Origin of the sequence: Streptomyces sp. CAU 1734, assembly GCF_039888735.1 — a bacterium.
Taxonomy (GTDB): domain Bacteria; phylum Actinomycetota; class Actinomycetes; order Streptomycetales; family Streptomycetaceae; genus Streptomyces.
In genome coordinates, this window is the sequence record NZ_JBDQQP010000014.1 from 1 (window position 1) to 26,446 (window position 26,446).

Below are 26,446 nucleotides of genomic sequence, written 5' to 3' on the forward strand. Positions count from 1 at the left end.
TGCCGCTCCGGTTCGGTACTGGGGCTGCATGATTTACGGCGCATGTACCGCCCTTGTTTTGGTCTTTCTCCTTTGCGCCACAAATCACGCTTGATGCCCCAGTACCGCTCCTGCGCGTCCCCCTTTCCGCGAGTGACCCCAGTGCGTGATGACGGTTATGAGGGTGTCCGCGCGTTCGGAGACGGTTTCACAAGGCGGGGAACCCCGGTCCGGAACGTCACCCGTGGGTGGGTGGGTGATGGGCGTCAGAGTGGGCGGGTGCTTCTGGGCGGGCGCTCCCGCACCAGAGACAAGCGGTTCCGGGGCCGGGGGACCCCCGGGCCGCCATGGAACAAGGCGCCCCGCTCCGTACCAACAGCACCAAAACCGAGCCCCGCCGGCGTTTGAGGCGCCGGGTTCGGGGCGGAGCCCCGGAAAAGGACCAGGACCCCGGGCACCCCCCCGGAGGGACCCGCGTTCGGTGGGCCGGGGTAACCGTTTCGTGGTCCAGGACCCCCGCCCCATAGGATTGGGCTCAATACCACTCACACTCACCCCTGAGGATCGCTGCATGCCTGGCATTACGCGCGAGGAGGTCGCACACCTCGCCCGCCTGGCCCGTCTGGAGCTGTCCGGCGACGAGATCGACCACTTCGCCGATCAGCTCGGCGACATCATCGGCGCGGTCGCCCGCGTCGCCGAGGTCGCCGATCAAGACGTGCCCCCGACCTCCCACCCGCTGCCGCTGACCAATGTCATGCGCGCGGACGAGGTCCGTCCGTCGCTCACCCCCGAGCAGGCGCTCTCCGGCGCCCCGGCCCAGGAGCAGCAGCGTTTCAAGGTGCCGCAGATCCTGGGGGAGGACTAACACACCATGACGGACATCATCAAGCTCACCGCGGCGGAGATCGCCGCGAAGGTCGCCTCCGGCGAGCTGACCGCGGTCAAGGTCACCGAGGCCCACCTGGCCCGGATCGACGCGGTCGACGAGAAGGTCAACGCCTTCCTGCACATCGACCGCGAGGGCGCCCTCGCCCAGGCCGCCGCCGTGGACGCCAAGCGTGCCGCGGGCGAGAAGCTGGGCCCCCTCGCGGGTGTCCCGCTCGCGCTGAAGGACATCTTCACCACCGAGGGGATCCCGACCACCGTCGGCTCCAAGATCCTCGAAGGCTGGATCCCGCCGTACGACGCCACCCTGACGCGCAGGCTGAAGGAGGCGGACGTCGTCATCCTCGGCAAGACGAACATGGACGAATTCGCCATGGGCTCGTCGACCGAGAACAGCGCCTACGGCCCCACCGGCAACCCGTGGGACCTCACCCGGATCCCCGGCGGCTCCGGCGGCGGCTCCAGCGCGGCCCTCGCCGCGTACCAGGCCCCGCTGGCCATCGGCACGGACACCGGCGGCTCGATCCGCCAGCCCGCGTCGGTGACCGGCACGGTCGGCGTGAAGCCCACCTACGGCGCGGTCTCCCGCTACGGCATGGTGGCCTTCTCCTCGTCGCTGGACCAGGGCGGTCCCTGCGCCCGTACGGTGCTCGACGCGGCGCTGCTCCATGAGGTGATCGCCGGGCACGACCCGCTCGACTCCACCTCCATCGACGCCCCGGTCCCGCCGGTCGTCGAGGCCGCGCGCAACGGCAGCGTGGCGGGCATGCGGGTCGGTGTGGTCAAGCAGTTCCGCGGCGAGCACTACCAGGCCGGCGTGATGCAGCGGTTCGACGAGGCGGTGGTCCTGCTCAAGGAGCTGGGCGCCGAGGTGGTCGAGGTGGACTGCCCGTCCTTCGACCTCGCCCTCTCCGCGTACTACCTGATCGCGCCGTCCGAGTGCTCCTCGAACCTGGCCCGCTTCGACGCGATGCGGTACGGCCTGCGGGTCGGCGACGACGGCACCAGGTCCGCCGAGGACGTCACCGCTCTCACGCGTGAGGCCGGGTTCGGCGCCGAGGTCAAGCGCCGGATCATGCTCGGTACGTACGCGCTGAGCTCCGGCTACTACGACGCGTACTACGGCAGCGCCCAGAAGGTCCGCACCCTGATCAAGCGGGACTTCGACGCCGCCTTCGAGCAGGTCGACGTGATGATCTCGCCGACGACGCCGACGACCGCCTTCCCGATCGGGGAGCGCGCCGACGACCCGATGGCGATGTACCTCGCGGACCTGTGCACCATTCCGACGAACCTGGCGGGCAATGCCGCCATGTCGCTCCCCTGCGGCCTGGCCCCGGAGGACAACCTCCCGGTCGGCCTGCAGATCATCGCCCCCGCCATGAAGGACGACCGGCTGTACAAGGTCGGCGCCGCCGTCGAGGCCGCCTTCGTGGAAAGGTGGGGTCACCCGCTGCTGGAGGAGGCACCGTCACTGTGAGCGCACTGACCAAGGCCAAGGGCTTCAAGAAGTCGAAGGCCGGCACCTACCTGTCGATCGGCACCACCGCTTTCGGGGCGCTCGGCGTCCTCAAGCAGGTGAAGGCGGCCCGCGCCGAGCACGACACGCTCCGGCTGATCGACGCCGCGATCACCGGTGCCGCGCTCGTCACGGGCATCGCCCTGCTGGTGCGCGAGCTGAAGCGCCTCGGCGACGACGACGTTCTGTTCGGCTGAGAGGGAAAGTTTCACCGTGACCGTCACTGAATTGGTGTCGTACGAGGCGGCCCTCGCCGGATACGACCCCGTCATGGGCCTTGAGGTCCATGTCGAACTCGGTACCAAGACCAAGATGTTCTGCGGCTGTTCGACCGAGCTGGGCGCTCCGCCCAACTCGCAGACCTGCCCCACCTGTCTCGGTCTGCCCGGCTCGCTCCCGGTCGTCAACGCGATCGGTATCGAGTCCGCCGTCAAGATCGGTCTCGCACTCAACTGCGAGATCGCCGAATGGTGCCGTTTCGCCCGGAAGAACTACTTCTATCCGGACATGCCGAAGAACTTCCAGACCTCCCAGTACGACGAGCCGATCGCCTTCAACGGCTATCTGGACGTCCAGCTGGAGGACGGGGAGATCTTCCGCGTGGAGATCGAGCGCGCCCACATGGAGGAGGACACCGGCAAGTCGACGCATGTCGGCGGTGCCACCGGCCGTATCCACGGCGCGTCCCACTCGCTGCTGGACTACAACCGGGCCGGCATCCCGCTGATCGAGATCGTCACCAAGCCGATCGTCGGTGCGGGCGAGCGCGCGCCCGAGGTCGCCAAGGCGTACGTCGCCGAGCTGCGCGAGCTCATCAAGGCGCTCGGCGTCTCCGAGGCCCGGATGGAAATGGGCCAGATGCGCTGTGACGTGAACCTGTCCCTGATGCCCAAGGGCACCGAGGTCTTCGGTACGCGTTCGGAAACGAAGAACGTCAACTCGCTCCGTTCGGTCGAGCGGGCCGCCCGGTTCGAGATCCAGCGCCATGCCGCGGTGCTGGAGTCCGGCGGCACGATCATCCAGGAGACCCGTCACTTCCACGAGGACGACGGCTCCACCACCTCCGGCCGGATCAAGGACAACGCCGAGGACTACCGGTACTTCCCGGAGCCCGACCTGGTCCCGGTCGCTCCCGCGCGGGAGTGGGTGGAGGAGCTGCGGGCGGGTCTGCCCGAGCTGCCCCGGGTCCGCCGGAACCGGCTCCGCGAGGAGTGGGGTGTCTCCGAGCACGACATGCAGTCCATCCTCAACGCGGGCGCGGTCGAGCTGATCGTCGCCACGACGGACGCCGGAGCCCCGGCCGACCAGGCCCGCAAGTGGTGGATGGGCGAGCTGGCGCGCAATGCCAATGAGTCCGGCCGCGCGCTGGAGGAGCTGCCGATCACCCCGGCGCAGGTCGCCCGGGTGGCCGCGCTGGTCGCCGCCGGTGACCTCAATGACAAGCTGGCCCGCCAGGTCATCGAGGGCGTGCTCGCGGGCGAGGGCGACCCCGACACCGTGGTCGACAAGCGCGGTCTGAAGGTCGTCTCCGACGACGGCGCGCTCACCACGGCCGTGGAGGAGGCCATCGCGGGGAACGCGGCCATCGCCGACAAGATCCGCGGCGGCAAGGTCGCGGCGGTCGGCGCGCTCGTCGGCGCGGTGATGAAGGCGACGCGCGGCCAGGCCGACGCGGCGCGCGTCAAGGAGCTGATCCTGGAGAAGCTCGGTGTGAGCGAGGGCTGACACACCACGGCCCCGGATGCTTCCGGGTCCACCGCGGCCCGTACCGGCCCGGACGGCACCACCGGCGCAGTGCCGGCCGGGCCGGCCGGTCCCGGTACGGGCCACGGCGCGTTCCGAGGCCGGGTGCGTGCGAACGGACAAGTGGGCGCGGATGAAGGGCCCGGGTGGAACGGGCACGTACAACGGGGGCAGGCGGCTGGAACGGGCACGTACAGCGAGGGCAGGCGGGCGGGAAGGCGCACGCACAGCGGGGGAGACAGACGGGCAAGGGGCGGGCGCGGGCGGAACCAGGCCGCGCACGGGCCCGCCGCCCTCAGTGGCGCACGCCCAGCCCCGGCAGCAGCAGCTCGCCCCGGTCCTTGCAGCTCACATCGCGGGCCCGGAGATCCTTCGGCTCCCGGGTGCCCCGGGCCCGCAGCTCCGCTATCGCCAGGCGGGCCGCCGCCGCGGTCTCCGGGCGCTCCGGGGACGGGAATTCGGTCTGCCACCACCCGCGGTCACGGGCCTGCCACCCCCGGGAGTGCATCAGCCGGGCGCGCTCGGGGCTGTCGTCGCCGTCGCGGTCGTCCACGGAGACATGGAGGCCGTCCACCAGCGAGTAGGTGATCTGCAACTGGCGCCCCCGGTCGGCGCCGCTGGTCAGGGAGAAGCCCGCCCACTCGTCACCGACCTGCACGGGAAGCTGCTCGACCCAGGCGGCCAGCAGCAGCTCCAGCGCGCTCTCGAACTGCTCCAGCGAGGAGGCCATCCGCCCGCCGGTCCGCTCGGCCGGCGGCTCCCCGGGCCCCGCCCGGTCCAGCTGCCAGGTGTAGGGGAGGAGGTCGAAGTCATGAGGCTCATCGGCCGACCAGGCGCCGCCCCATTCGAAGGTGCGCAGCTCCTCGTACTCCAGGGCGTCGGTGTCATGGACCGACAGCTGGGCGCGCTGGTGGTTGCCCGAGAGCAGGACGATCCGGCCGGCGCTGCGCCAGCGGACATTGGGGCCGCCGGCCGAGCCGCCGTGCAGGGTGGGGCGGCCTATCCGGCCCACGACCGCCTCGTACACCTGGCGGAACGACTCCCGCCGCTCCCGGAGCGAGGCCCCCGGCTCATGGGCGAGCACCGGCACCGGGGCGCGGCCGATGAACTCCGCGGGGGTGTCGTGCAGGGTCCGGGCGAACTCCGCGGCCTCGCCGGGCAGCAGGATCGGCCGGCCGGCCCCCGCGTGCTCCACGCCGTCCATGTTCTCCATGCCGTCCATCGTGCCAGTCATCACTGACAACATCCGCTGGGAGAAGCCGGATTCCCTCCCCGGAACGGTCCGCCCGCGCCCGGCCGCCCCCGCCGGGGCCGGGGAAGTGGGCACCGTCCCACCGGTGGTCGACATGGCCGGATCCCATCCCCGGCGGCGCGGAAGGTACCCCAGCCCACCGTCCTGCCGCTGTGAGGAAATCCACGAAACCAGTGCAAATGGTCAAACGATCACTATTCGCTGCCAGAGTGTGTCCCACAGGTCAAGAGTTCTTTTTCGGGCTGTCCCCGAGCGAGATCCGCGAACCCCCAGGGAGCGAGCCCGTTGGCAGCCATCGCCCGGTGGTGCATCACCCACCGACTCATCGCCGTACTGCTCTGGGCCGCCACCTGCGCCGGGGCCGCCATCACCGCGGTGATGGCCGGAACGGCGTACTCCCAGGACTACGAGGTCCCCGGAACCGAGTCCGGCCGCGCCGCCCAGCTGCTGCGGGAGGGTTTCCCCGGCAGTCACGGCGAGAGCGATGTCATCGTCTGGCACTCGGCCGCGGGCGGGGTCCGCGCCGAAGCGGTCCGGGAACGCGTCGACCCCATGCTCGACGCGGTCGGCGCACTCCCGGGGGTGGCCTCCGTCGCCGGCCCCCACGAGCCCGGCGGCGCCGGGCGGATCAGCCCGGACGGGCGCACCGCGTACGCCACCGTCACCTTCGACCGGCCTGCCGCGGACATGCCGCGCGCGCAGATCGACCGGTTCACCGAAACCGCCCGGTCGGCCCGCGCCGATGGGCTCCGGGTCGAACTCGGCGGCACCGCGGCCGGGCTCGACCAGGTCCCCGGCGCGACCGGCGGGCACACCGCCGAGCTCGTCGGGATCGCGGTCGCCGCCGTGGTGCTCTTTCTCGCCTTCGGCTCGCTCGCGGCCAGCCTTCTCCCCATCGCCACCGCCCTCGTCTCCGTCGGCACGGCCTACGCGGGCACCGTGCTCCTCGGGCATGTCATGACGGTGGCCGACTTCGCCCCGATGCTCGGCATGCTGATCGGGCTCGGTGTCGGCATCGATTACGCCCTCTTCATCGTCACCCGCCACCGCAAGGGGCTGCGCGCCGGGCTGCCGGTGGCCGAGGCCGCGCGGGATGCCGTGGCCACCACCGGCCGTGCCGTGGTCTTCGCCGGTGCCACCGTCTGTATCGCCCTGCTCGGGATGCTGATCCTGCGGCTCGACTTCCTCACCGGCGTGGCCATCGCCGCCTGTCTGACCGTCGTGCTCACCGTCGCCGCCTCCGTCACCCTGCTGCCCGCGCTGCTCTCCTTCATCGGGATGCGGGCCCTCAGCGGCCGTGAGCGGCGCCGGCTCGGCGACCACGGCCCCCGGCCGGAGCCGCCCACCTGCTTCGCCGCCCGCTGGTCCGCCTTCGTGGAGCGGCGGCCGAAGCTGCTGGCGGCGGTCGCGGCGGTGGCCATGGCCGTACTCGCGCTGCCCGCCCTCTCCCTCCACCTCGGCACCTCCGACCAGGGCAATCACCCGGCCTCGTCCACCACCCGCAAGGCGTACGACCTGCTCGCGCACGGCGGCCCGGGCGGGACCGGGGGCTTCGGCCCCGGGGTGAACGGCCCGCTCACCCTGGTCGCCCCGCTCACCGGACCCGGCGATGTGCTCGCGATGGACCGGCTGCCCGCGGCTCTGCGGGGCGCCGACGGCATCGCGTCGGTGAGCCCGGTCGCGTACAACGCCGCCGGGGACACGGCGGTGCTCACCGTCGTCCCCGATTCGTCCCCCCAGTCGAAGGCCACCAGCGAGCTGGTCGACCGGCTCCGCACCGAACTGCTGCCCGCCGCCTCGGGCGGCACCGGCCCGGAGGTGCTGGTCGGCGGGGTGACCGCGAGCTATGACGACTTCGCCGCCGTCATCATCGGCAAACTGCCGCTCTTCGTCGGGGTGATCGTCGCGCTCGGCTCGCTGCTCCTGCTGCTGGCCTTCCGCTCGATCGCGATACCCGTCAAGGCGGCGGTGATGAATCTGGCCGCCGTCGCCGCCTCCTTCGGGGTCGTCGTCGCGATCTTCCAGTGGGGATGGGGCAGCGAGTTCCTGGGCCTCGGCAGCGCGGGGCCGATCGAACCCTTCCTGCCGGTGATCATGGTCTCGGTGCTCTTCGGGCTCTCCATGGACTACCAGGTCTTCCTGATCAGCCGGATGTACGAGGAGTGGCGCGAGACCGGCGACAACCGGCGGGCGGTACGGGTCGGCCTCGCCGAGACCAGCCGGGTGATCAACTCCGCCGCCGTGATCATGATCGCGGTCTTTCTCGCCTTCGTGCTCAGCGGCGACCGGGTGATCGCGATGTTCGGCATCGCGCTCGCCGCCGCTGTCGCACTGGACGCCTTCGTGCTGCGCACCCTGCTGGTCCCGGCCCTGATGCATCTGCTCGGCGGGGCGAACTGGTGGCTCCCGCGGCGCCTGGACCGGTGGCTTCCGCAGCTGACGGTCGAACCGCCGGCCGGGTCCGGCGAGGACGGCCCGTCCGAATCGTCCGGCTGTGCGAAAATTCCCGGGCCGCGAATCGGCGACAGCGAGCGGTTCGTTCGGTAACGGCCCGGAGAAGAGAGAGCACGATGTTCGCGATACCCCTGGACACCCCGGGCACCCCCGGCGCCGAGCTGCGGCCCCTGGAGCCCTGGCGGGCGGCGGAATTCCTCGCCCACATGGACCGGGGACGGGAGCACATCGGCCGCTTCATCGGACTGCCCGATGTGGTCCGTGACCTGGACGGGGCCCGGGCGTACCTCCAGTCGTACGCCGACAAGCAGGCCGCCGACGGCGGCCGTGTCCACGGCATCTGGCTGGACGGCACCCTGGTCGGCGGAGTCCTCTTCCGCGTCTTCGACGCCGCCGCCGGCACCTGCGAGGTCGGCTGCTGGCTGGAGCCCGCTGCCGTCGGCCGCGGCCTGATCACCCGCGCCGCCCGGATCCTGATCGACTGGGCGGTCGAGGAGCGCGGAATGCACCGGATCGAGTGGGTGACCGCGGCCGGGAACACCGCGAGCGTCAGGGTCGCCGAACGGCTCGGGATGACCCGGGAGGGCGTACTGCGCGAGTCGTACCTCCACCGGGGAGTCCGCCACGACATGGAGTACTGGTCCGTCCTGGCCCCGCACTGGCGCGCCGGCCGGCCGGCCCGGTAGCGGCCCTTGCGGCCCGGCCGCCCGGTCCGGCAGCCTTCCGCACACGGTGCGGCTGACGCGGAAGGGACCGGTCCGGGGTGCGCGAGACGGTGTATGTGCGGTTCCAGGGAGTGGAACGGAGTCCGCACGGCCATTTCCCCGGGGTCTTCGCCCTGGCCAACGGCCTTGCCCGGGAGGGCCGGCTGTCCGAGGAGGAGTACCGGTTCTGGCGCTCGGCCAATGACTGGTACGACACCCACTACACCAATCCATCCGACGCCGACCCCACCGTCTACGACCGCGAGCGCAACCCCGGCGCGGTCGCGTGGTTCAAGCCCGCGGCGGTGCATCTCATCGAGCGGGTGGACGGCTACCTCCGGCTGCTGCGGGCGCACGGCGTGGCCTGCGTACGGGTCGAATCCCGCGACCCGGGGACGATCGTTTACGAGGACGCCGAACAGATCGTGGCCGTCCCCCGCTGAGCCCGCTTCCGCGTACGCCATCGGGGTGGTCCGCGGCCCCGGCTCCCATCCCGCCGCGCGCCGGTTCCGAACCCGGTACGGACACCGCCCCCATCAGGGGCGGGCCTCACGTACAAGGAGCAGGACCATGCGCATCTCCGCCGTCGCGGTCTCCGTCTGCCTGGCCGCCGCACTCGCCGCCCCCGCCTTCGCCGATTCGCGTACGGCGCCCGCCGGGAAGGCCCGGTCCGGGGCCGCCGGGGCGCTCACCGCCGTGGGGCTGACCACCGATCAGCGGCTGGTGGAGTTCGCCGTCGACAAGCCGTCGAAGGCCGTGCCGAGAGGCGCCGTGAACGGGCTCTCCGGCGACACCGCGCTCATCGGCATCGACTACCGGGTCCAGAACCTCAAGCTGTACGGGGTCGGCGACCGGGGCGGTGTCTACACCCTCGACCCGGCGAACGCCAGAGCGGTCAAGGTCTCCCAGCTCACCGTGGGCCTGACGGGCACGCGGTTCGGGGTCGACTTCAATCCGGCCGCCAACCGGCTGCGCGTGGTCAGCGACACCGGCCAGAATCTCCGGCACAACATCGACGACACCACGGGACCGCTGGGCACGATCGCCGACGGCACCCTCACCAACCCCACCACGCCGCCCTCCGCCGCACAGGGCGTGACGGCCGCCGCGTACACCAACAACGACCTCGCCGCGGCGACGGCCACGACCCTTTTCGACCTGGACACCCTCACCGACCGGGTCGTACTCCAGTCGCCCGCCAACACCGGGACCCTCGCCCCCACCGGCGGCCTCGGCACCGACGCCGGCCCGGACGCCGGATTCGACATCCACTACTCGGCGGCCAAGGGCGTCAATCACGGTTTCGCCACCCTGCGCACCGGTACCGTGTACCGGCTGTACGCCATCAATCTGCTGACCGGCACCGCCCGTGACCTGGGCGTCTTCCCCGCGGCCCGGCAGGTCGCCGATATCGCTCTGCCGATCGGCCAGAGCTGAGAAACGGCCGTTTCACGAGCATCCGGTGCGCCGGGGCACGGGCGGTTAAGGGGACTCTCAGACAGGGCGCATAGCGTGCCCGCATGAACCCCCAGGACACCGACAAGAACACCGGCGAGCCGAACGGGGCGGACGGCGAGTCCGCCCGCCCCGAGTCCGCCGGACCCACCCTGAAGAAGCCGGCCGACGGCAAGCACGCGGAGGCCGCCGAGGCCGACCCCCTGGTGGTCGTGGACGAGACCGACTACGGCACCGGCGAGAGTGCCGACGCGGACGGTGACGGGGAAGACGAGACGGAGCCGGAGCCGGCCCGCGAATCCTCCGGACTCCTCTCCTCCGCCGCGGCCGTGGTGGCCGCCGGGCTCGGTGTCATCGGGCTGAGCGGGAGCTGGGTCGGCCGGATCGCCGCCGAGCGCCAGACTCTGATCGGCCAGATCGAGGCCACCCAGGAGCGGACCGCCGCCGACCAGATCGCCGCGCTCTACGGTGACGCCTGGCATGCCACCGCGCTGGTCAACGGGGTGTTCGCGATGCTCGCCGTGATCGCCGGCATCGCCGTGCTCTCGCTGCCGCGCAAGCCGGGCTGGGTACGGGCCTTCGCCGTGGCGGGTGCGGCACTCGGCGGTCTCGGTGTCCTGGTCGCGGTGGGCATGTACTTCGATGTGATCTTCTCGCTGCCGGAGGCCGCGGGCTCCTGACCCCGGTACGCACGCGGCTCGCCCCGGACGCCTTCGCCCCGCTCGGGGCCGGGGTCCGGGGCGAGCCGCGTACGGAGGGCGGCCCGGCGCCCGGCTGCCCAGGGCCTCCGCCCGGCCCGGTGCCAAGGTCCCGCCGGGCTGCCCCGGGTCCCGCCCGGCCCCGAGGCCCTGCTTCCGCCCGGTCCTGAGGCCCCTGCCCCTTCCTGCCCTCCCGGCCCTAAGGCCCGCGCCCCCGCCCGTCGCCCCGCCTAAGGCCCCCGGCCCGGCCCGGATGCGGAATCCTCCCGATGTCCCGCCCCCGCCTGGGACGCGAGATTGGTGTCACGGCGAAACGCCGCACCACTCCACCACCCAGGGGGACCAGATGTTCCAGTACCGGCTCCAGGAGATCCGCCGCGCCGAACTGATCGAGGAGGCCCGGACCCACAGCCTCGTACGCCGGGTGCGCAAGGCGCGCCGGGAGGCCGCCCGCGCCGGCGACGCCGGGAGAAAGGGTGCCGGCGACCCCGCCGAACGGTTCATCCGGGCCGCCTGACCGGCCCCCCGGCCGGATGGCCGGCCCATCGGAGCCATCGGAGCCATCGGGCCGTCCGGCCGAACAATGAACAGCCAAATCACTCAATAGCCACTGAAATCACCTCACTCCGGAGATCCGAAGATGACTGTAGGTGCCACGCTGTCAGCACCCTGTGCGATGCTCGGCAGCGTGGAGACCAGGTCAGTCAGCCCAGTGTTCGTCGGGCGCGCCCGTGAGCTGTCGGCGCTCACCGGCGCGCTCAGCCGCGCGACCGGCGGCGCGGCGGATCCGCACGGCGGGCAGCGCCTCCCGGGCGAACCGCAGGCGCTGCTCATCGGGGGAGAGGCCGGGGTCGGCAAGACCCGTCTCATCGAGGAGCTGATATCCCGGGCCTGCGGCGACGGCGCCATGGTCGCCGTCGGCGGCTGTGTCGAGATCGGCGCCGACGGGCTGCCGTTCGCCCCCTTCTCCAGCGCGCTGCGGGCGCTCCACCGACACCTTCCGCGGGAGCTGGCCGCCGCCGCCGCCGGACAGGAGGAGGAGCTGGCCCGGCTGCTGCCCGAGCTGGGGGAGCGGCCGCGCGGCGAGCACAGCAGACAGGACGAGGAGGACCGCGCGCGCCTCTTCGAGCTCACGGCCCGGCTGCTGGAGCGGATCGCCACCGACCACACCATCGTCCTCGTCCTGGAGGATCTGCACTGGGCGGACGCCTCCACCCGTCATCTGCTGGCCTATCTCTTCCGCACCCTGCGCCGGGGGCGGCTGGCCGTCATCGCCACCTATCGCTCCGACGATGTGCACCGGCGCCATCCGCTGCGCCCCTTCCTCGCCGAGATGGACCGGATGCGCACCGTCCAGCGCATCGAGCTGACCCGGTTCAACCGCGACGAGGTCCACGGCCAGCTCGCCGGCATCCTCGCCGGCGAACCCGAACCCGCCATGGTGGACCGCGTCTTCGAGCGCTCCGACGGCAATGCCTTCTTCGTGGAGGAGCTGGCCCGCAGCATGGCCGACGGCAGCACCTGCGGCCTCTCCGACTCCCTGCGGGACGTACTGCTCGTACGGGTGGAGGCGCTGCCCGAGGACACCCAGCGGGTGGCCCGGATCATCGCCGAGGGCGGCTCCACGGTGGAGTACGGGCTGCTGCTCGCGGTCGCCGGGCTCGGCGAGGACGAGCTCATCGAGGCCCTGCGGGCCGGTGTCGGGGCCAATATCCTGCTGGCCAACGCCGATGGCGACGGCTACCGCTTCCGGCACTCCCTCGCCCGCGAGGCCGTCAGCGACGATCTGCTGCCCGGCGAGCGCTCCCGGCTCAACCGGCGCTGTGCCGAGGCCCTGGAGGCCGACCCCTCCCTCGTCCGGGAGGACGAGCGGGCCACCCGGCTGGCCGGTTACTGGTACCGGGCCAATGTTCCGGCCAAGGCCCTGCCCGCCGTGCTCGGGGCGTCGATCGAGGCCTGGCGGCGCCATGCCTACGCCGAGCAGCTGCGCCTGCTGGAGCGGGCGATGGAGATCTGGGACAGCGCCCCGGACGAGGTGCGGGCGGAGCTGCGCCCGCTGGACTACGCCGAGGCGTATCCGGCCCGGGGCCGCGGCGTCACGGCGGGTCCGCTGCGGTTTCTCGACCTGATGGCGGCGGCCACCGTGGCCGGGCGCCTCAGCGGTGAACGAGAGCGCGTCATGAAGATCAACAAGCGGGGGCTGCGGCTCGCCGCCGAGGAGGGCGATCCGCTGCGCCGGGCCTGGTTCTGTGTCGAGCGCTCCCGGCTGGTCTCCTCGCTCGGCCGCGGCGACGGCTGGGCCGAACTGGCCGAGGCGCAGGAGCTGGTGCGCGGCCTTCCGCCGTCCGCCGTCCATGCGGAGGTCCTCGCCGAGGTGGCCGGCTGGCACCGGCTCCATGTCCCCGGGCCGGACAGCATGGAGACGGCCGAGCGGGCGGTGGAGTACGCCCGGATGGTCGGCGAGGAGGAGATCGAGCTCCGCGCCCGGCTGGTCCTCGGCGGACTGCTGGTCGACGCCGGTGACATCGACACCGGACTCACCGAGATGCGGGCGGTGCGGGAGCGGGCGATCGTTCTCGGGCTGCCCTCCCTCATCGGCCGCGTCCATGTGAATCTCCCGGCCACCCTGGAGAATGTCGGCCGTTCCCGTGAGGCGGTGACGATGATGGCCGAGGGCGTCGATGTCCTGCACCACTACGGGCTGCTGGACTCCAAGTCCTGGATGCTCAGCAACATGGCCGAGTCGTACTACTCCCTCGGCTGCTGGGACCAGGCGTCCGAGCACGCCGAGAAGGCCCTGCAGACGGGCCTGAGCCCCAAGCCCCGCGGGTACGCCGCGATCATGCTCGCCGTCCTCGCGCTGGTCCGGGGCGACATCGCCAAGGCGGCCGACCGGCTGCGGGCGGCCCGCGAGCACTTCGGGCCCCACGATCCGATGCCGCAGAGTTCCATGCCACTCGCGATGATCGCGCTCGCCCTCGCCGCGGCCGAGGGCCGGGTGGCCGATGCGCGGGCCGAGTTCGCGCGCATCTCCGAGGACGGATTCCCGCCCAGCGCCCAGCGTTACGCCTGGCCGCTGCTGCGGGTCGCCGCCGCCCTGGAGGCAGACTCCCGCGGGCTGCCCGCCGCCGAACAGGGCCGGGCCGAGGCCCTGGAGCGCATCGGGCGCGCCGCGGGGCGGCTGCCCACTGTCGTACCCGCGTGGGCGGCCCACGAGAGATGGGTCCGGGCCGAGCTCCGCCGGGCCGGGCGCGAGGACACCGAGGCCGACTGGGCGGAGGTGGCGGATGCCTTCGCCGAGGTGGACTTCCCCTATGAGCGGGCCGTCGTCCAGCTGCGCCTGGCCGAGTCCCTGCTCTCGTCGGACCGGGCCCGTGCGGCCGATCTCCTGCGCCGGGCCCATGCGACGGCCGGCTCGCTGGGCGCCCGCCCGCTGGCCGCCGACATCGCCCTGCTGGCCCAGCGCGTCCGGGTCCCGCTGACGGTCGCCGCCTCCGGGGCCGGCGCGTCCGCCGAGCCGTCACCGGGGCCGGTGCTGGGACTCACCCCGCGCGAGGAGGATGTCCTGCGTCTGGTGACGGCGGGGCGGAGCAACCGCCAGATAGCCGAGGCGCTCTTCATCTCCCCGAAGACCGCGAGCGTCCATGTCTCCAACATCCTCGCCAAACTGGGCGTCGCGGGCCGCGGGGAGGCCGCCGCCCTCGCCCACCGGCTGCGTCTCTTCCCCCTGGAGCAGGAGAACCCCGCCGCCTCCGCCTGAGGCCGGGGCGGGGCACGGACCCCGGTACGGCCCCGGCCCGGGGGTGCGTACCCTGCCGCATCCCTGTCCTTGTCCCCGCACCCGCCCGGCTCACGTCCCCGACAGCCCCGGTCAGTCCTCGCCGCCGCCGGTGTCCGCCTCCGCCACCGCTTCCACCGGGCGCCGGATGACCGCCTGGCCCGAGGACAGATCTATCGGCCCGCGGCAGGGATCCCCGGCGACGACATCGGTCCGGGTCAGCGCCAGGCGGTTGCGCTCATCGCTCGTGTGTTTCTGCCCGGGGGAGAAGATTTCCTCGAATGCGCCGAACACAGCCGGTCCACCTCTCACTCCACCTCCAGCCGGAGGATCCGGTCGTCTTCCGCCCCCGGTGTGCCTCGCCCGTCCGTCTCGCTGGTCATCAGCAAGAGCTCGGAGCCACCCGTCGCGACGACGGTACGGAGCCGGCCGTGCTTCCCGGAGAGGAACGACTGGGGCTGCGCGGATGGTTCCGCACCGGCCAGCGGGATGCGCCACAGCCGCTCGCCGCGCAGCCCCGCCATCCAGATCGAACCCTCCGCATAGGCGATACCGCTCGGGGACGCCTTGTCCGTACTCCACTGGACGACCGGGTCCACAAAGCCGGACTTGCCTTCCCGGCCCTCCACTTCGGGCCAGCCGTAGTTCTTGCCCGGCTCGATCAGATTCAGCTCGTCCCAGGTGTTCTGGCCGAACTCGGCGGCCCACAGCCGCTTCCCGGAATCCCAGGCCAGCCCCTGCACATTGCGATGCCCCAGCGAATAGACCAGGGAGTCCGGATCGGGGTTGCCCGGCGCCGGCCGGCCCTCCGGGGTCATCCGGAGAATCTTCCCGCCGAGGGATTCCGGATCCTGCGAGAGCCCGGTCTCGCCCGTCTCACCCGTACCCGCGTAGAGCATTTTGTCCGGGCCGAAGGCGATCCGGCCGCCATTGTGGGTGAATCCCTTGGGGATGTCCCGCAGTACGGTGTCCGGTGCGCCGAGCTGCCTCCCGGCGGCCTTGCGGTCGTCGTAGAGCATCCGGGCGATGCGGTTGTCCGAAGCGGTGGTGAAGTAGGCGTACACCATGCGGTCGGAGGCGAAGCCGGGGGAGAGGGCCAGGCCCATCAGCCCGCCCTCGCCCTGCGCGGCCACCCCCGGCACCGAGCCGATCACCGTCTTCTTCCCGCTCCCGGCGTCGACCCGGGTGATCGTCCCCTCGTCGCGCGAGGAGACCAGCAGATCCCCGTCGGGCAGCGCCACCGCGCCCCAGGGCGACGCCAATCCCTCCGTGATGGTCGAGACCACCTTCACCGAGCCCTTCGCGGGCGGTGCGGACGGCGGCGGGGAGCCCGTGCCGCTCGTGGCCGGCGCGGATCCGGATCGCGACGGGTCCGCGGCCGGCGGGCTCGACCCGAGCATGCCGCCCGACGCCCCCTCGCCGCCCCCGTCACCCGACGAGCAGCCCGCCGCCAGCAGAACGACGACCGCGGCCAGCGCGGCAGTTACCACAGGACGTTGCACAGTACCGATCCCTTCCGATCCACCCGTCGGCGGCAGGAGCTGCCCGACTACTCTTCCTACACCGCTCGGCTCCCCGAAGTTCCCCAACCGCGACATCGAGATCCGGCCGCGCCTTTCCCGCCACGCCGGACCCTCGCCGCCCGCGCTCCCGCCTCACCCCGCCGCGGCCGGCTCCAGCTGCCCCTCAGTCCCACGACCCCCGCGCCGCAGGCAGCGACGCCACCTCCCGTACATCCCGCTCCGAGAGCACCAGCCGCGCCGCCGCCGCGTTCTCCACCGCCCACTCCACCCGCTTCGTCCCCGGCACCGCCACCACATGCCGCCCCCGCCCCAGCACCCACGCCAGCGCCACCTGCGCCGGAGTCGTCCCCGGCCCGTGCCGGGCCGCGATCCGCCGCAGCCCCGACACCACCGGCTGATTCGCCGCCATCATCTCCGCCGTGAACCGCGCATGCCGCGCCCGCGGATCATCCGGCTCGAACCCCTGCCCCGGTGTCAGCGTCCCGGTCAGATAGCCGTTCCCCAGCGGCATCGCGGCGAGAAAGCCCACCCCCCGCGCCTCGCACCAGGGCAGCAGCCGGTCCAGCGCCTCCGGCGACCAGACCGACAGCTCCGCCTGCACCGCGCTCACCGGGAACACCTGCTGCATCCGCTCCAACTGGCGGATCGTTCCCTCGTACAGATGCTCCCCGGCGCGCCGGACACCCCGCGCCCCCGCCGTCCGGCCCGCCGCGGACCGTCCCCCGGCCCCGGCCGCCCACCCCTCGCGCGCCCCCACCGCGCACATCCCGAGCGCCCGCACCTTGCCGGCGCCGACCAGCTCCGCCATCGCCCCCCAGGTCTCCTCGACCGGGATCTCCGGATCGGCCCGGTGCAGCTGGTACAGATCGATCACATCGGTCTGGAGCCGCCGCAGCGACGCGTCACACGCCCGTTTCACATACCCCGGCCGCCCATTGGCGACCACGTGCTGATCACCGACGAGCAGCCCGACCTTGGTCGACACGAAGGCGTCCCGCCGCCGCCCGCTCAGGGCCCGGCCCAGCAGCAGTTCATTGGTGAACGGACCGTACATATCGGCCGTGTCCAGGAGGGTGGAGCCCGCGTCCAGTGCCGCGTGCACCGTGCGCAACGAGCGCTCCCCGCGCCGCTGGGAGGCGGTGTACGCCCAGTTCATCGGCATACATCCCAACCCGACCGCGCCCACCTCCAGAGCCGCCGCACCGATAGTCCTGCGCTCCAACTGCCCTTACCCCTCCCTCAGCCGCCCCCCAAACTAGCCAATGGGGGCCGCCCTCCTCCGCGCAGGCTCGCGGGCGGCGGGCACCTCTCTCCCCGCCGGGCCGGGCAACCACCCCGGGACGGCACAAAAGGTGAGGCCCCGGGGAGTGTCCTCACCGTGGCGTCGTCCGCCCGGAGGGCGGGCGGACGGAACGGTGAGGACACGACCTAACCTCCTGACCATGACTTCCGACATCTGGCTCTCCATCGATCCCCGCGAGATAACCGGGCTCCCGGAGGCGGCGGCCACCGGCCACCGCTACCTCTTCTGGGACGGCGACCCGGAGTACCCCGCCGACCCTGCGGACTGCGTCTTCTACACCACCCCGTACCTCCAGGGAGCCGAGGTCGCGGTCCGTCCGCTGTCCGGAATGACATCCGTACGGGTAGTTCAGACACTCTCCGCAGGCACCGACCACATGGAACAGGCCCTCGGATCGCTGCACTCCGGCGTACGCCTCTGCAATGCCAGGGGGGTGCACGACGCCTCCACCGCGGAGCTCGCGCTCACCCTCACGCTCGCCTCCCTGCGCGGTGTGCCGGACTTCGTCCGCGGTCAGGACCGGCAGGAGTGGCTGCTCGGATTCCGGCCCGCGCTCGCCGACAAGTCGGTGCTCATCGTCGGGTACGGATCGATCGGCGCCGCGATCGAGGACCGGCTGGTTCCGTTCGAGTGCGCGCGGATCGAACGGGTCGCGCGCTCCGCCCGTGCCGCGGCGCGCGGCCCGGTGCACCCGCTGGAGCGGATGCCCTCCCTGCTCCCGGACGCCGATGTCGTGATCCTCGCCACGCCCCTGACGGAACAGACAAAGGGCCTGGTGAACGCCGATTTCCTGGCCCGGATGAAGGACGGCGCGCTGCTGGTCAATGTCGCCCGGGGGCAGGTCGTGGACACCGGGGCGCTCCTCGCCGAGGCCGGGAGCGGACGTATCACCGCCGCCCTCGATGTCACCGATCCCGAGCCGCTGCCCGCCGGTCATCCGCTCTGGCGGGCGCCCGGAGTGCTGATCAGCCCCCACACCGGCGGTGCCACCTCGGCCTTCCTGCCCCGTGCCAAGCGGCTGCTCGCCGCTCAGATCGACCGTTTTGTAGCGGGTCGCCCGGTGGACAATGTCGTACTCACCACCGAATAGCCCCGGTATTCCGCTGTGGTGAGCCGTCCCGGCACCATGGCAGCGGAACCCGGCCGGAGCCGTCGCCGCCGCAGGTCGGACCTCGTCACAACCGAAAACTCTGCGAAGTCGGACGATCGCTCCGCGTGCCTGCGTGACGAATGGTGGTCACTGAGAGTAGAGGAGCTATGTCCCTGAGTGACGATCCTGGTGTATCGTCCGACCCTGGGGGCTGCACCGGGCAAGGGGCGGTGCGGCAGCGCGACCTGACTGCCAATCAGAATTCGAGGGGGGCGACGGGTGATGCACGGCCAGTGGACCAAAGAACCGACACGGCGGGGACGTTGGCGACGACCCCCGCTCACTGTGGCACACCGCACCCGTGCGGCGACGGCGGCCGATCCGCCCGCGGCCGGGGACACCCCGCCCACCTGGGCGGTTCCGCCGTCCCCCGGCCCCTCGCCGCTCCGTACCGATCCGCCGGCGACCCCGTACGGACTCCCCGCCGCCGGCCCGCCGGGCACGGCACCGGCACCCGCCCCGGCCGCCGGCGGCCCGCCCGCCGCCGCGACGGCGGTGCCCCGCTCCCGCACGGACACGGACTCCCCCCGGGCCGCCGCCCCGGCCGCCCGCCGCCGCGCGCACCCGCCGCGCGCGTACGCCGGACACCCGCGTCCCGGCGGCCCCGGCCCGTGCCCCGGGAATCCGCGGCACCCCGCCCGCGGGCCGCGATTCACCTGGTCGGAGACCGAAGAGGCGGGCCCGGCGGCGGAGTTCGCCGCCCGTCCCCGGGCCGTCCCGGCACCCGGGCGGAGCTCCCCGCCCCCGCCGCGTACGACCACCGCACGCTCCCGTGCGACGGCGGCACACGCCCATACGCCGCCGAAGCGCCCCCGGACCGACCGGGATCATTCCCATGCCACCCGCGCGACGGGGAAACGCCGCCATGCGCCCCCGCCCCGCCCCCCGGCCCCCGTGCCGCTCTCCCCGGCCGCGGCCACACCCCGCGGGGTGGCCCGGTGAGCGCCCCGGGAGCCCTGCCCGCCGGCGGAAGCGCACCCACCGCCCGGGGACTCCTTGCCCAGTTGCTCCTCGCCCTGATCTGCGCCGGATACGCCGTCGGCGCCGCCCTCGGCTGGGGCTCACGGAAGCTGGCCCTGATCATGGGCGATTTCGGACTCAGCGCCGGCGCGCTCGTCGCCGCCATCTCCTGCTTCCTCTACGCCCGCACCAGCCCACCCCGGCTCCGGCCCGCCTGGGTGCTCTTCGGGCTCTCCTCCGCCATGGGCTGCGCCGGAAACGCCGTCTGGGGCTGGTACGAGGTCGTCCTGGACCGCGAGGTGCCCGGGCTCTCCCTCGCCGATCTCTTCTTCCTCTGCTTCGCCCCGCCCGCCATCATCGGCCTCCTCGTCCTCGCCAAGCGCCCCGACACCCGCTCCGGCTGGGTCTGCCTCGGCCTCGACGCCTGGCTGATCGGCGGCTCCCTGCTCACCCTCTCCTGGAGCCTCGCCCTCGCGCACACCACCCGCGTCCAGGGCGAGAGCGTGGCACCGGCCGCGCTCTCCCTCGCCTATCCGCTGCTCGACATCGTGCTCGTCAGCATGGTCCTCGCCCTCCACTTCCGGCGCTCGGCCACCAACCGCTCCGCCGTGAACACCGCCATCGGCGCCCTCGCCCTCACCGTGGTCTGCGACGCCCTCTTCACCTCACCCCTGCTGCGCGAGACCTACCGCTCGGGCCAGCTCCTGGACGCCGGCTGGTTCGCCGGCTCGCTGCTCCTCGCCTACGCCCCCTGGGGCGCCCGCCGCGCCGTCGAGACACCCGGCCCGCCGGGGCCGGCCGACCCGCACTCGCCGCGCGGCCGGTTCGCCGGGTCGGTCTCCGCCCTCGCGCCCTACCTCGCCGCGGCCGTCAGCACCCTCGGGATCCTCTACAACATCGTCCAGGGGAAGACGGTCGACCGGTTCGTCGTCTTCACCGGCTGCACCGTCGTGCTCGCCCTGGTCGTCCGGCAGGCCATCATGCTCGTCGACAACATCGCCCTCACCAATGAACTGGCGCAGAAGGAGAACCACTTCCGCTCGCTGGTCCAGGGCTCCAGCGATGTGATCATGATCGCGGACCCCAGCGGGACACTTCAGTATGTGAGCCCGGCGGCCTCCGGCGTCTACGGCTGCGAGGCGGATGACCTGATCGATTCCCCCCTCTCCTCCCTCATCCACCCCGATGATCTCGGCCGGGTTCTCCACGAAATCCGGCGATTCCTGGCCGCTCCGCCCGCCGATGAGCCCACCACCCGGATCGAGTGCCGCTTCAGGTCGGGGCACGGCGAGTGGCTGAATGTGGAGTCCACGGTCAACCGCCACCAGGGCGGCCTGCTCTTCAACAGCCGCGATGTCACCGAGCGGGTCAGGCTCCAGGCCCAGCTTCAGCACAGCGCCGAGCACGACCCCCTCACCGACCTCCCCAACCGCGCCCTCTTCACCGAGCGGGTGCGCCAGGCCCTCACCGGCCGCCGCGCCGGCGACCCGGGCACCGCCGTGCTCTTCATCGACCTCGACGGCTTCAAGGGCGTCAATGACCGGCTCGGCCACCAGGCCGGGGACGAGCTGCTCATCCAGGCCGCCCACCGGCTGGCCGACTCCGTGCGCTCCGGCGACACGGCGGCCCGGCTCGGCGGCGACGAATTCGCCGCCCTCATCCTCGGCGACGGCATCCGGGGCCAGGCGGCCCGCGAGAGCCAGGTCATCGAGATCGCCGACCGGCTCCGGCTCACCCTCTCCCAGCCCTACCGGATCGACGGCCAGGACGTCCGGGTCGCCGCCTCCATCGGTGTCGCCTTCGCCGAGCCCGGCATCACCCCGACCGATCTGATGCGCAACGCCGACCTCGCCATGTACCGGGCCAAGGCCGGCGGCAAGGACCGGGTCGAGCTCTACGTCCCGCAGATGCAGGCCGAGGTGGTCCGCCGGACCGAGCTCGCCGTCCGGCTCCGCAACGCCCTGCACGAGGGCGAATTCGCCCTCCTCCACCAGCCCGTCGTCAGCCTCACCACCGGCGGGATCGAGGCCGTCGCCGCCCAGGCCCGCTGGCGCTCCACCCAGGGCATCCTCTTCACCCCCGCCGAATTCCTCCGCGTCTCCGACGGCGGAGAGCGCGCCGCCGAGCTCGGCCGGTGGCTCCTGGAGGAGGCGGTGGAGCAGGCCGCCGAGCGCGACCGGCTCGGCCACCGGGTGCCCGTCTCCGTCCGGCTCTCCGCCCGCCGGCTGCTGGACCGCTCCCTCCCGCTCACCACCGTGGAGGCACTGCTCAGCCGGCACGGCCTGCCCTCCGGCGCGCTCATCGTGGAGCTCTCCGACAGCGATCCGCGGATCTCCCTGGACGATCTGGAGCAGCGGCTGGTGGCGCTGCGCAGGCTCGGGGTGCGGATCGCCCTGGGCGGGGTCGGCGGCGGCCATGCCGGGCTCACCGCCCTGCGCAGGCTCCCCGTGGACATACTGAAACTGGAGCGGAGCCTGGTGGAGGGCATCGTCGAGTCCGGACGGCTGCACAAGATCACCAGTGGGCTGCTGCGGATCGCCGGCGATCTCGGCCTTCAGACGATGGCCGAGGGAGTGGACGTCCCCGAGCAGGTGCTGGCCCTGCGCGCCATGGGCTGCACCCATGGCCAGGGCATGGCCTTCTCCGGCTGCCTGGACGAGTACCGGCTGCGCCGGGCCCTGGTCAGAGACGATTTCCCGGTCGCCGGCGGGATGCCGCTGCCCGTTCTGACGGGTGGTGCGGTCGGCACCCTCACCGGACCGAATAGTGAGACGCGCGTCCCACCCGCTTGACAGCTGTACCGCGTCGGAGGGAGGGTCAATGCCATGCGCACCCGAATTCTCGTACTTGGAAAGCGCGTCGGCTGAGCGGGGACTTGCCCAAGTCCCCGCAGACCTTCCCGACGCGCTCCCCTCGCTTGCCTCACGGCACGAGGGGTTTTTTGTTGCACCGACACCGTGAACCGGTACAACAAATCACCGTAAAACCCTCAGTGAATCGCGGACGCCGGACCAGTGAACCGGTGCCTCACCGGGGAACAGCCGCCACACCGGTGGACGCACCACCAGCACCACCCCCGCAGAATCCGCAGCATCAGACGCAGCTTCAGCCCTCAGCTTCGAGAAGAGAATGCCGATGACCGAGCAGGCCACCGGGGCCCACCATCCGCAGCCGCGGGCCCGTCACGTCGGACACCCGACCTCCGCAGTCGAGCACGTCACGGGCGCCCAGTCCCTCATCCGCTCTCTCGAGGAAGTGGGGGCCGACACGGTATTCGGCATCCCCGGGGGAGCGATCCTCCCCGCGTACGACCCGATGATGGACTCCACCCGAGTCCGGCACATCTTGGTCCGCCACGAGCAGGGCGCGGGACACGCCGCCACCGGATACGCACAGGCCACCGGCAAGGTCGGCGTCTGCATGGCCACCTCGGGGCCGGGCGCCACCAACCTGGTCACCCCGATCGCCGACGCGCACATGGACTCGGTGCCGCTGGTCGCGATCACCGGCCAGGTCGCCTCCAAGGCGATCGGCACCGACGCCTTCCAGGAGGCGGACATCGTCGGCATCACCATGCCGATCACCAAGCACAACTTCCTGGTCACCAAGGCCGAGGACATCCCCCGCACCATCGCCCAGGCGTTCCACATCGCCTCCACCGGCCGCCCCGGGCCCGTCCTCGTCGACATCGCCAAGGACGCCCTCCAGGCCAGGACCACCTTCAGCTGGCCGCCCTCCCAGGACCTGCCCGGCTACCGGCCCGTGACCAAGCCGCACGCCAAGCAGATCCGCGAGGCCGCCAAGCTGATCGTCCAGGCCAAGCGCCCGGTCCTCTATGTCGGCGGCGGCGTCCTCAAGGCCCGCGCCACCGCCGAGCTGAAGGTGCTCGCGGAACTCACCGGAGCCCCCGTCACCACCACCCTGATGGCGCTGGGCGCATTCCCCGACAGCCACCCGCTGCACGTCGGAATGCCGGGCATGCACGGTTCGGTCACCGCCGTCACCGCGCTGCAGAAGGCCGACCTGATCGTCGCCCTCGGAGCCCGTTTCGATGACCGCGTCACCGGCAAGCTGGACAGCTTCGCCCCGTACGCGAAGATCGTCCACGCCGATGTCGACCCCGCCGAGATCGGCAAGAACCGCACCGCCGACGTGCCGATCGTCGGCGACGCCCGCGAGGTCATCGCCGACCTGGTCCAGGCCGTCCAGGCCGAGCACAGCGACGGCCACACCGGCGACTACGGCGTCTGGTGGAAGGACCTCAACCGCTGGCGCGAGACCTACCCCCTCGGCTACGACCAGCCGGAGAACGGCAGCCTCTCGCCGCAGCAGGTCATCCAGCGGATCGGGCAGCTCGCCCCCGAGGACACCATCTACGCGGCCGGCGTCGGCCAGCACCAGATGTGGGCGGCCCACTTCATCCAGTACGAGAAGCCCGCCACCTGGCTGAACTCCGGCGGCGCCGGAACCATGGGCTACGCGGTCCCGGCCGCCATGGGCGCGAAGGCGGGCGCCCCCGAGCGCACCGTCTGGGCGATCGACGGCGACGGCTGCTTCCAGATGACCAATCAGGAACTGACCACCTGCGCCCTCAACAACATCCCCATCAAGGTCGCCATCATCAACAACGGCGCCCTCGGGATGGTCCGCCAGTGGCAGACCCTCTTCTACAACCAGCGCTACTCCAACACCGTGCTGCACTCCGGCCCCGGCGCCACCGGCAAGGAGCCCAGCGCCGGGACCCGCGTCCCCGACTTCGTCAAGCTGTCGGAGGCCATGGGCTGTCACGCGATCCGCTGTGAGTCCCCGGACGACCTGGACAAGGTCATCGCCGAGGCCAACTCCATCAACGACCGCCCCGTCGTGATCGACTTCATCGTCCACGAGGACGCCATGGTCTGGCCGATGGTCGCCGCCGGCACCTCCAACGACGAGGTCATGGCCGCCCGGGGCGTCCGCCCCGACTTCGGCGACAGCGAAGACGACTGAGCGAGCAGAGAGAGACGAGAGAGACACCCATGTCCAAGCACACGCTCTCCGTGCTGGTCGAGAACACCCCGGGCATCCTCGCCCGGATCGCCGCACTGTTCTCCCGCCGGGGCTTCAACATCGACTCGCTCGCGGTCGGCGTCACCGAACACCCCGACATCTCCCGCATCACCATCGTGGTCGGTGTCGAGGAACTGCCGCTGGAACAGGTCACCAAGCAGCTCAACAAGCTGGTCAACGTCCTCAAGATCGTCGAGCTGGAGCCCGGCTCCGCGATCCAGCGCGAACTGGTCCTGGTCAAGGTCCGCGCGGACAATGAGACCCGCTCCCAGATCGTGGAGATCGTCCAGCTCTTCCGCGCCAAGACGGTGGACGTCTCGCCCGACGCGGTCACCATCGAGGCCACCGGATCCAGCGACAAGCTGGAGGCGATGCTCAAGATGCTGGAGCAGTTCGGCATCAAGGAATTGGTCCAGTCCGGCACCATCGCCATAGGGCGCGGCGCCCGGTCCATCACCGACCGGTCCCTGCGCGCCCTCGACCGCAGCGCGTAGCACCACCACTCGCCGTGCGGAGCGGCCCGATCCCCGCCGCTCCGCACCCGCCACTCGTCCCTCCGCACCCGCACCGCGCACCCCGCGGATTCGCCGGTACGGAGTGCTCGCACCGGCCGCTCATACGGAGTGGTCCATATGCGACGAGTGGTTCATATGGAACCGTTCACCCCGGAACCGCTCGTATGGCGAGACCCCCGAACGTCCTCATCCCTCCCCGCCGTACGGTGGGACGCACACCTGCACACCAAGGAGATATCCCAGTGGCCGAGCTGTTCTACGACGACGACGCCGACCTGTCCATCATCCAGAACCGCAAGGTCGCGGTTCTCGGATACGGCAGCCAGGGCCACGCCCACGCGCTGTCGCTCCGGGACTCGGGCGTCGATGTCCGGGTCGGCCTGCACGAGGGCTCCAAGTCCAAGGCGAAGGCCGAGGAGCAGGGCCTGACCGTCGTCACCCCCGCCGAGGCGTCCGCCTGGGCCGACGTCATCATGATCCTGGTCCCGGACCCCATCCAGGGCCAGGTCTACGAGGAGTCCGTCGCCCCGCACCTGAAGGACGGCGACGCGCTGTTCTTCGGCCACGGCCTCAACATCCGCTTCGGCTTCATCAAGCCCCCGGCCGGTGTCGACGTCGCCATGGTCGCCCCCAAGGGCCCGGGCCACCTCGTCCGCCGCCAGTACGAGGAGGGCCGCGGCGTTCCGTGTATCGCGGCCGTCGAGCAGGACGCCTCGGGCAACGCCTTCGCGCTCGCCCTGTCGTACGCCAAGGGCATCGGCGGCACCCGCGCCGGCGTCATCAAGACCACCTTCACCGAGGAGACCGAGACCGACCTCTTCGGCGAGCAGGCCGTCCTCTGCGGTGGCGCCTCCGCGCTGGTGAAGGCCGGCTTCGAGACCCTGGTCGAGGCCGGATACCAGCCCGAGATCGCGTACTTCGAGTGCCTCCACGAGCTGAAGCTGATCGTGGACCTCATGTACGAGGGCGGCCTGGAGAAGATGCGCTGGTCGGTCTCCGAGACCGCCGAGTGGGGCGACTACGTCACCGGCCCCCGCATCATCACCGACCAGACCAAGGTCGAGATGAAGAAGGTCCTCGCCGAGATCCAGGACGGCACCTTCGCCAAGAACTGGATGGACGAGTACCACGGCGGTCTGAAGAAGTACAACGAGTACAAGACGCAGGACGAGAACCACCTGCTGGAGACCACCGGCAAGGAGCTGCGGAAGCTCATGAGCTGGGTCGACAACGACGAGGCGTGAGCACGAGCCGCGGGCCGGGACGACGAAGTCCCGGCCCGCGGCCGTTTCCGGCACCGGGGGCGCACCCTTCCGGCGCTCTGCCCCTTCCGTGCGCCGGGGGCGCACGGAAGCCGTGCCCCGCCGCTCCGGCCTGCCACGGACGGGTGATCCTGCCGCTCGGGCGCAAGACAAGGTCCGGTGCGGCACTACACTTCCCAACAACACCTACGCGTCAGGCCCACAGTGTCGTGCG

Annotated in this window: 20 protein-coding genes; 16 read left to right on the plus strand and 4 right to left on the minus strand. The window is 71.9% G+C overall.

Translation table 11 applies throughout. From position 1 onward, the window contains the following. The first annotated feature begins 550 nt into the window (after nt 1-550). From gatC to gatB, 4 genes are read left to right on the plus strand one after another with little or no spacing between them, the layout of a single operon-like run. On the plus strand, nt 551-847 hold the full coding sequence (gatC, locus tag AAFN69_RS25500) for an Asp-tRNA(Asn)/Glu-tRNA(Gln) amidotransferase subunit GatC (RefSeq protein WP_347731090.1): 297 nt from the start codon (nt 551-553) through the stop codon (nt 845-847). Nucleotides 848-853: 6 nt separating this feature from the next. Next, complete coding sequence (gatA, locus tag AAFN69_RS25505) at nt 854-2,347, plus strand: Asp-tRNA(Asn)/Glu-tRNA(Gln) amidotransferase subunit GatA (protein WP_347731091.1); 1,494 nt, start codon at nt 854-856, stop codon at nt 2,345-2,347. Further along, complete coding sequence (locus AAFN69_RS25510; protein WP_347731093.1) at nt 2,344-2,583, plus strand: hypothetical protein; 240 nt, start codon at nt 2,344-2,346, stop codon at nt 2,581-2,583. The genes gatA and AAFN69_RS25510 overlap by 4 nt, the downstream gene beginning before the upstream one ends. A 16-nt stretch (nt 2,584-2,599) precedes the next feature. Then, a complete protein-coding gene (gene gatB / locus AAFN69_RS25515; protein WP_347731094.1) occupies nt 2,600-4,111 on the plus strand; it encodes an Asp-tRNA(Asn)/Glu-tRNA(Gln) amidotransferase subunit GatB in 1,512 nt (503 codons plus the stop codon). A gap of 313 nt (nt 4,112-4,424) precedes the next feature. Here gatB and AAFN69_RS25520 read toward each other — a convergent pair whose 3' ends face one another. Beyond that, entirely contained in the window at nt 4,425-5,333 is a 909-nt protein-coding gene (locus AAFN69_RS25520; RefSeq protein WP_347731287.1) for a hypothetical protein, read from the minus strand. Nucleotides 5,334-5,666: 333 nt separating this feature from the next. On the opposite strand from AAFN69_RS25520, the gene AAFN69_RS25525 reads away from it, so the two are divergent. The 7 genes from AAFN69_RS25525 to AAFN69_RS25555 all read left to right on the plus strand — a co-directional run bounded on the left by AAFN69_RS25525 (nt 5,667) and on the right by AAFN69_RS25555 (nt 14,452). Then, nucleotides 5,667-7,928 (plus strand): MMPL family transporter, encoded by a 2,262-nt coding sequence (locus AAFN69_RS25525; RefSeq protein WP_347731095.1) that lies wholly within the window; start codon nt 5,667-5,669, stop codon nt 7,926-7,928. Nucleotides 7,929-7,951: 23 nt separating this feature from the next. Then, complete coding sequence (locus AAFN69_RS25530) at nt 7,952-8,521, plus strand: GNAT family protein (RefSeq protein ID WP_347731096.1); 570 nt, start codon at nt 7,952-7,954, stop codon at nt 8,519-8,521. A 77-nt stretch (nt 8,522-8,598) separates the two neighbouring features. Next, nucleotides 8,599-8,982, plus strand: a complete 384-nt coding sequence (locus tag AAFN69_RS25535; RefSeq protein WP_347731097.1) for a hypothetical protein — start codon at nt 8,599-8,601, stop codon at nt 8,980-8,982. A gap of 127 nt (nt 8,983-9,109) precedes the next feature. Continuing rightward, nucleotides 9,110-9,976: a DUF4394 domain-containing protein gene (locus AAFN69_RS25540; protein ID WP_347731098.1), complete on the plus strand. Its 867-nt coding sequence runs from the start codon at nt 9,110-9,112 to the stop codon at nt 9,974-9,976. 83 nt (nt 9,977-10,059) lie between these two features. Beyond that, complete coding sequence (locus AAFN69_RS25545; RefSeq protein ID WP_347731099.1) at nt 10,060-10,674, plus strand: hypothetical protein; 615 nt, start codon at nt 10,060-10,062, stop codon at nt 10,672-10,674. Nucleotides 10,675-11,038: 364 nt separating this feature from the next. Continuing rightward, nucleotides 11,039-11,209, plus strand: coding sequence for a hypothetical protein (locus AAFN69_RS25550; RefSeq protein ID WP_347731101.1), 171 nt, complete (start codon nt 11,039-11,041; stop codon nt 11,207-11,209). A 159-nt stretch (nt 11,210-11,368) separates the two neighbouring features. After that, nucleotides 11,369-14,452 carry an AAA family ATPase gene (locus tag AAFN69_RS25555; RefSeq protein ID WP_347731289.1) on the plus strand — a complete coding sequence of 1,028 codons (3,084 nt, stop codon included), beginning with the start codon at nt 11,369-11,371 and terminating at the stop codon, nt 14,450-14,452. A 111-nt stretch (nt 14,453-14,563) separates the two neighbouring features. Here AAFN69_RS25555 and AAFN69_RS25560 read toward each other — a convergent pair whose 3' ends face one another. The 3 genes from AAFN69_RS25560 to AAFN69_RS25570 form a co-directional block, all read right to left on the minus strand. Beyond that, a complete protein-coding gene (locus AAFN69_RS25560) occupies nt 14,564-14,764 on the minus strand; it encodes a DUF6191 domain-containing protein (RefSeq protein ID WP_347731102.1) in 201 nt (66 codons plus the stop codon). A 14-nt stretch (nt 14,765-14,778) separates the two neighbouring features. Next, nucleotides 14,779-15,972 (minus strand): PQQ-dependent sugar dehydrogenase, encoded by a 1,194-nt coding sequence (locus AAFN69_RS25565; RefSeq protein WP_347731103.1) that lies wholly within the window; start codon nt 15,970-15,972, stop codon nt 14,779-14,781. A gap of 184 nt (nt 15,973-16,156) precedes the next feature. Further along, a complete protein-coding gene (locus AAFN69_RS25570) occupies nt 16,157-17,215 on the minus strand; it encodes an aldo/keto reductase (protein ID WP_347731105.1) in 1,059 nt (352 codons plus the stop codon). 220 nt (nt 17,216-17,435) lie between these two features. On the opposite strand from AAFN69_RS25570, the gene AAFN69_RS25575 reads away from it, so the two are divergent. From AAFN69_RS25575 to ilvC, 5 genes are all read left to right on the plus strand, one after another. Further along, nucleotides 17,436-18,386: a 2-hydroxyacid dehydrogenase gene (locus tag AAFN69_RS25575; protein ID WP_347731106.1), complete on the plus strand. Its 951-nt coding sequence runs from the start codon at nt 17,436-17,438 to the stop codon at nt 18,384-18,386. Between the two features lie 998 nt (nt 18,387-19,384). Next, nucleotides 19,385-22,198 carry an EAL domain-containing protein gene (locus AAFN69_RS25580; protein ID WP_347731107.1) on the plus strand — a complete coding sequence of 938 codons (2,814 nt, stop codon included), beginning with the start codon at nt 19,385-19,387 and terminating at the stop codon, nt 22,196-22,198. A 337-nt stretch (nt 22,199-22,535) separates the two neighbouring features. Continuing rightward, nucleotides 22,536-24,395, plus strand: a complete 1,860-nt coding sequence (locus tag AAFN69_RS25585; RefSeq protein ID WP_347731108.1) for an acetolactate synthase large subunit — start codon at nt 22,536-22,538, stop codon at nt 24,393-24,395. 29 nt (nt 24,396-24,424) lie between these two features. After that, entirely contained in the window at nt 24,425-24,949 is a 525-nt protein-coding gene (ilvN, locus tag AAFN69_RS25590) for an acetolactate synthase small subunit (protein ID WP_347731110.1), read from the plus strand. Nucleotides 24,950-25,212: 263 nt separating this feature from the next. After that, complete coding sequence (gene ilvC / locus AAFN69_RS25595) at nt 25,213-26,214, plus strand: ketol-acid reductoisomerase (protein ID WP_347731111.1); 1,002 nt, start codon at nt 25,213-25,215, stop codon at nt 26,212-26,214. The last annotated feature ends 232 nt before the right edge of the window (nt 26,215-26,446 follow it).

Excerpts from the sequence above, each read along its gene's own strand:
- AAFN69_RS25575 (WP_347731106.1), top strand. The coding sequence starts at position 17,436 with ATGACTTCCGACATCTGGCTCTCCATCGATCCCCGCGAGATAACCGGG.
- AAFN69_RS25555 (WP_347731289.1), top strand. The coding sequence starts at position 11,369 with ATGCTCGGCAGCGTGGAGACCAGGTCAGTCAGCCCAGTGTTCGTCGGG.
- AAFN69_RS25530 (WP_347731096.1), top strand. The coding sequence starts at position 7,952 with ATGTTCGCGATACCCCTGGACACCCCGGGCACCCCCGGCGCCGAGCTG.
- gatC (WP_347731090.1), top strand. The coding sequence starts at position 551 with ATGCCTGGCATTACGCGCGAGGAGGTCGCACACCTCGCCCGCCTGGCC.
- AAFN69_RS25540 (WP_347731098.1), top strand. The coding sequence starts at position 9,110 with ATGCGCATCTCCGCCGTCGCGGTCTCCGTCTGCCTGGCCGCCGCACTC.
- AAFN69_RS25585 (WP_347731108.1), top strand. The coding sequence starts at position 22,536 with ATGCCGATGACCGAGCAGGCCACCGGGGCCCACCATCCGCAGCCGCGG.
- AAFN69_RS25550 (WP_347731101.1), top strand. The coding sequence starts at position 11,039 with ATGTTCCAGTACCGGCTCCAGGAGATCCGCCGCGCCGAACTGATCGAG.
- AAFN69_RS25545 (WP_347731099.1), top strand. The coding sequence starts at position 10,060 with ATGAACCCCCAGGACACCGACAAGAACACCGGCGAGCCGAACGGGGCG.
- ilvN (WP_347731110.1), top strand. The coding sequence starts at position 24,425 with ATGTCCAAGCACACGCTCTCCGTGCTGGTCGAGAACACCCCGGGCATC.
- AAFN69_RS25520 (WP_347731287.1), bottom strand. The coding sequence starts at position 5,333 with ATGGACGGCGTGGAGCACGCGGGGGCCGGCCGGCCGATCCTGCTGCCC.
- gatA (WP_347731091.1), top strand. The coding sequence starts at position 854 with ATGACGGACATCATCAAGCTCACCGCGGCGGAGATCGCCGCGAAGGTC.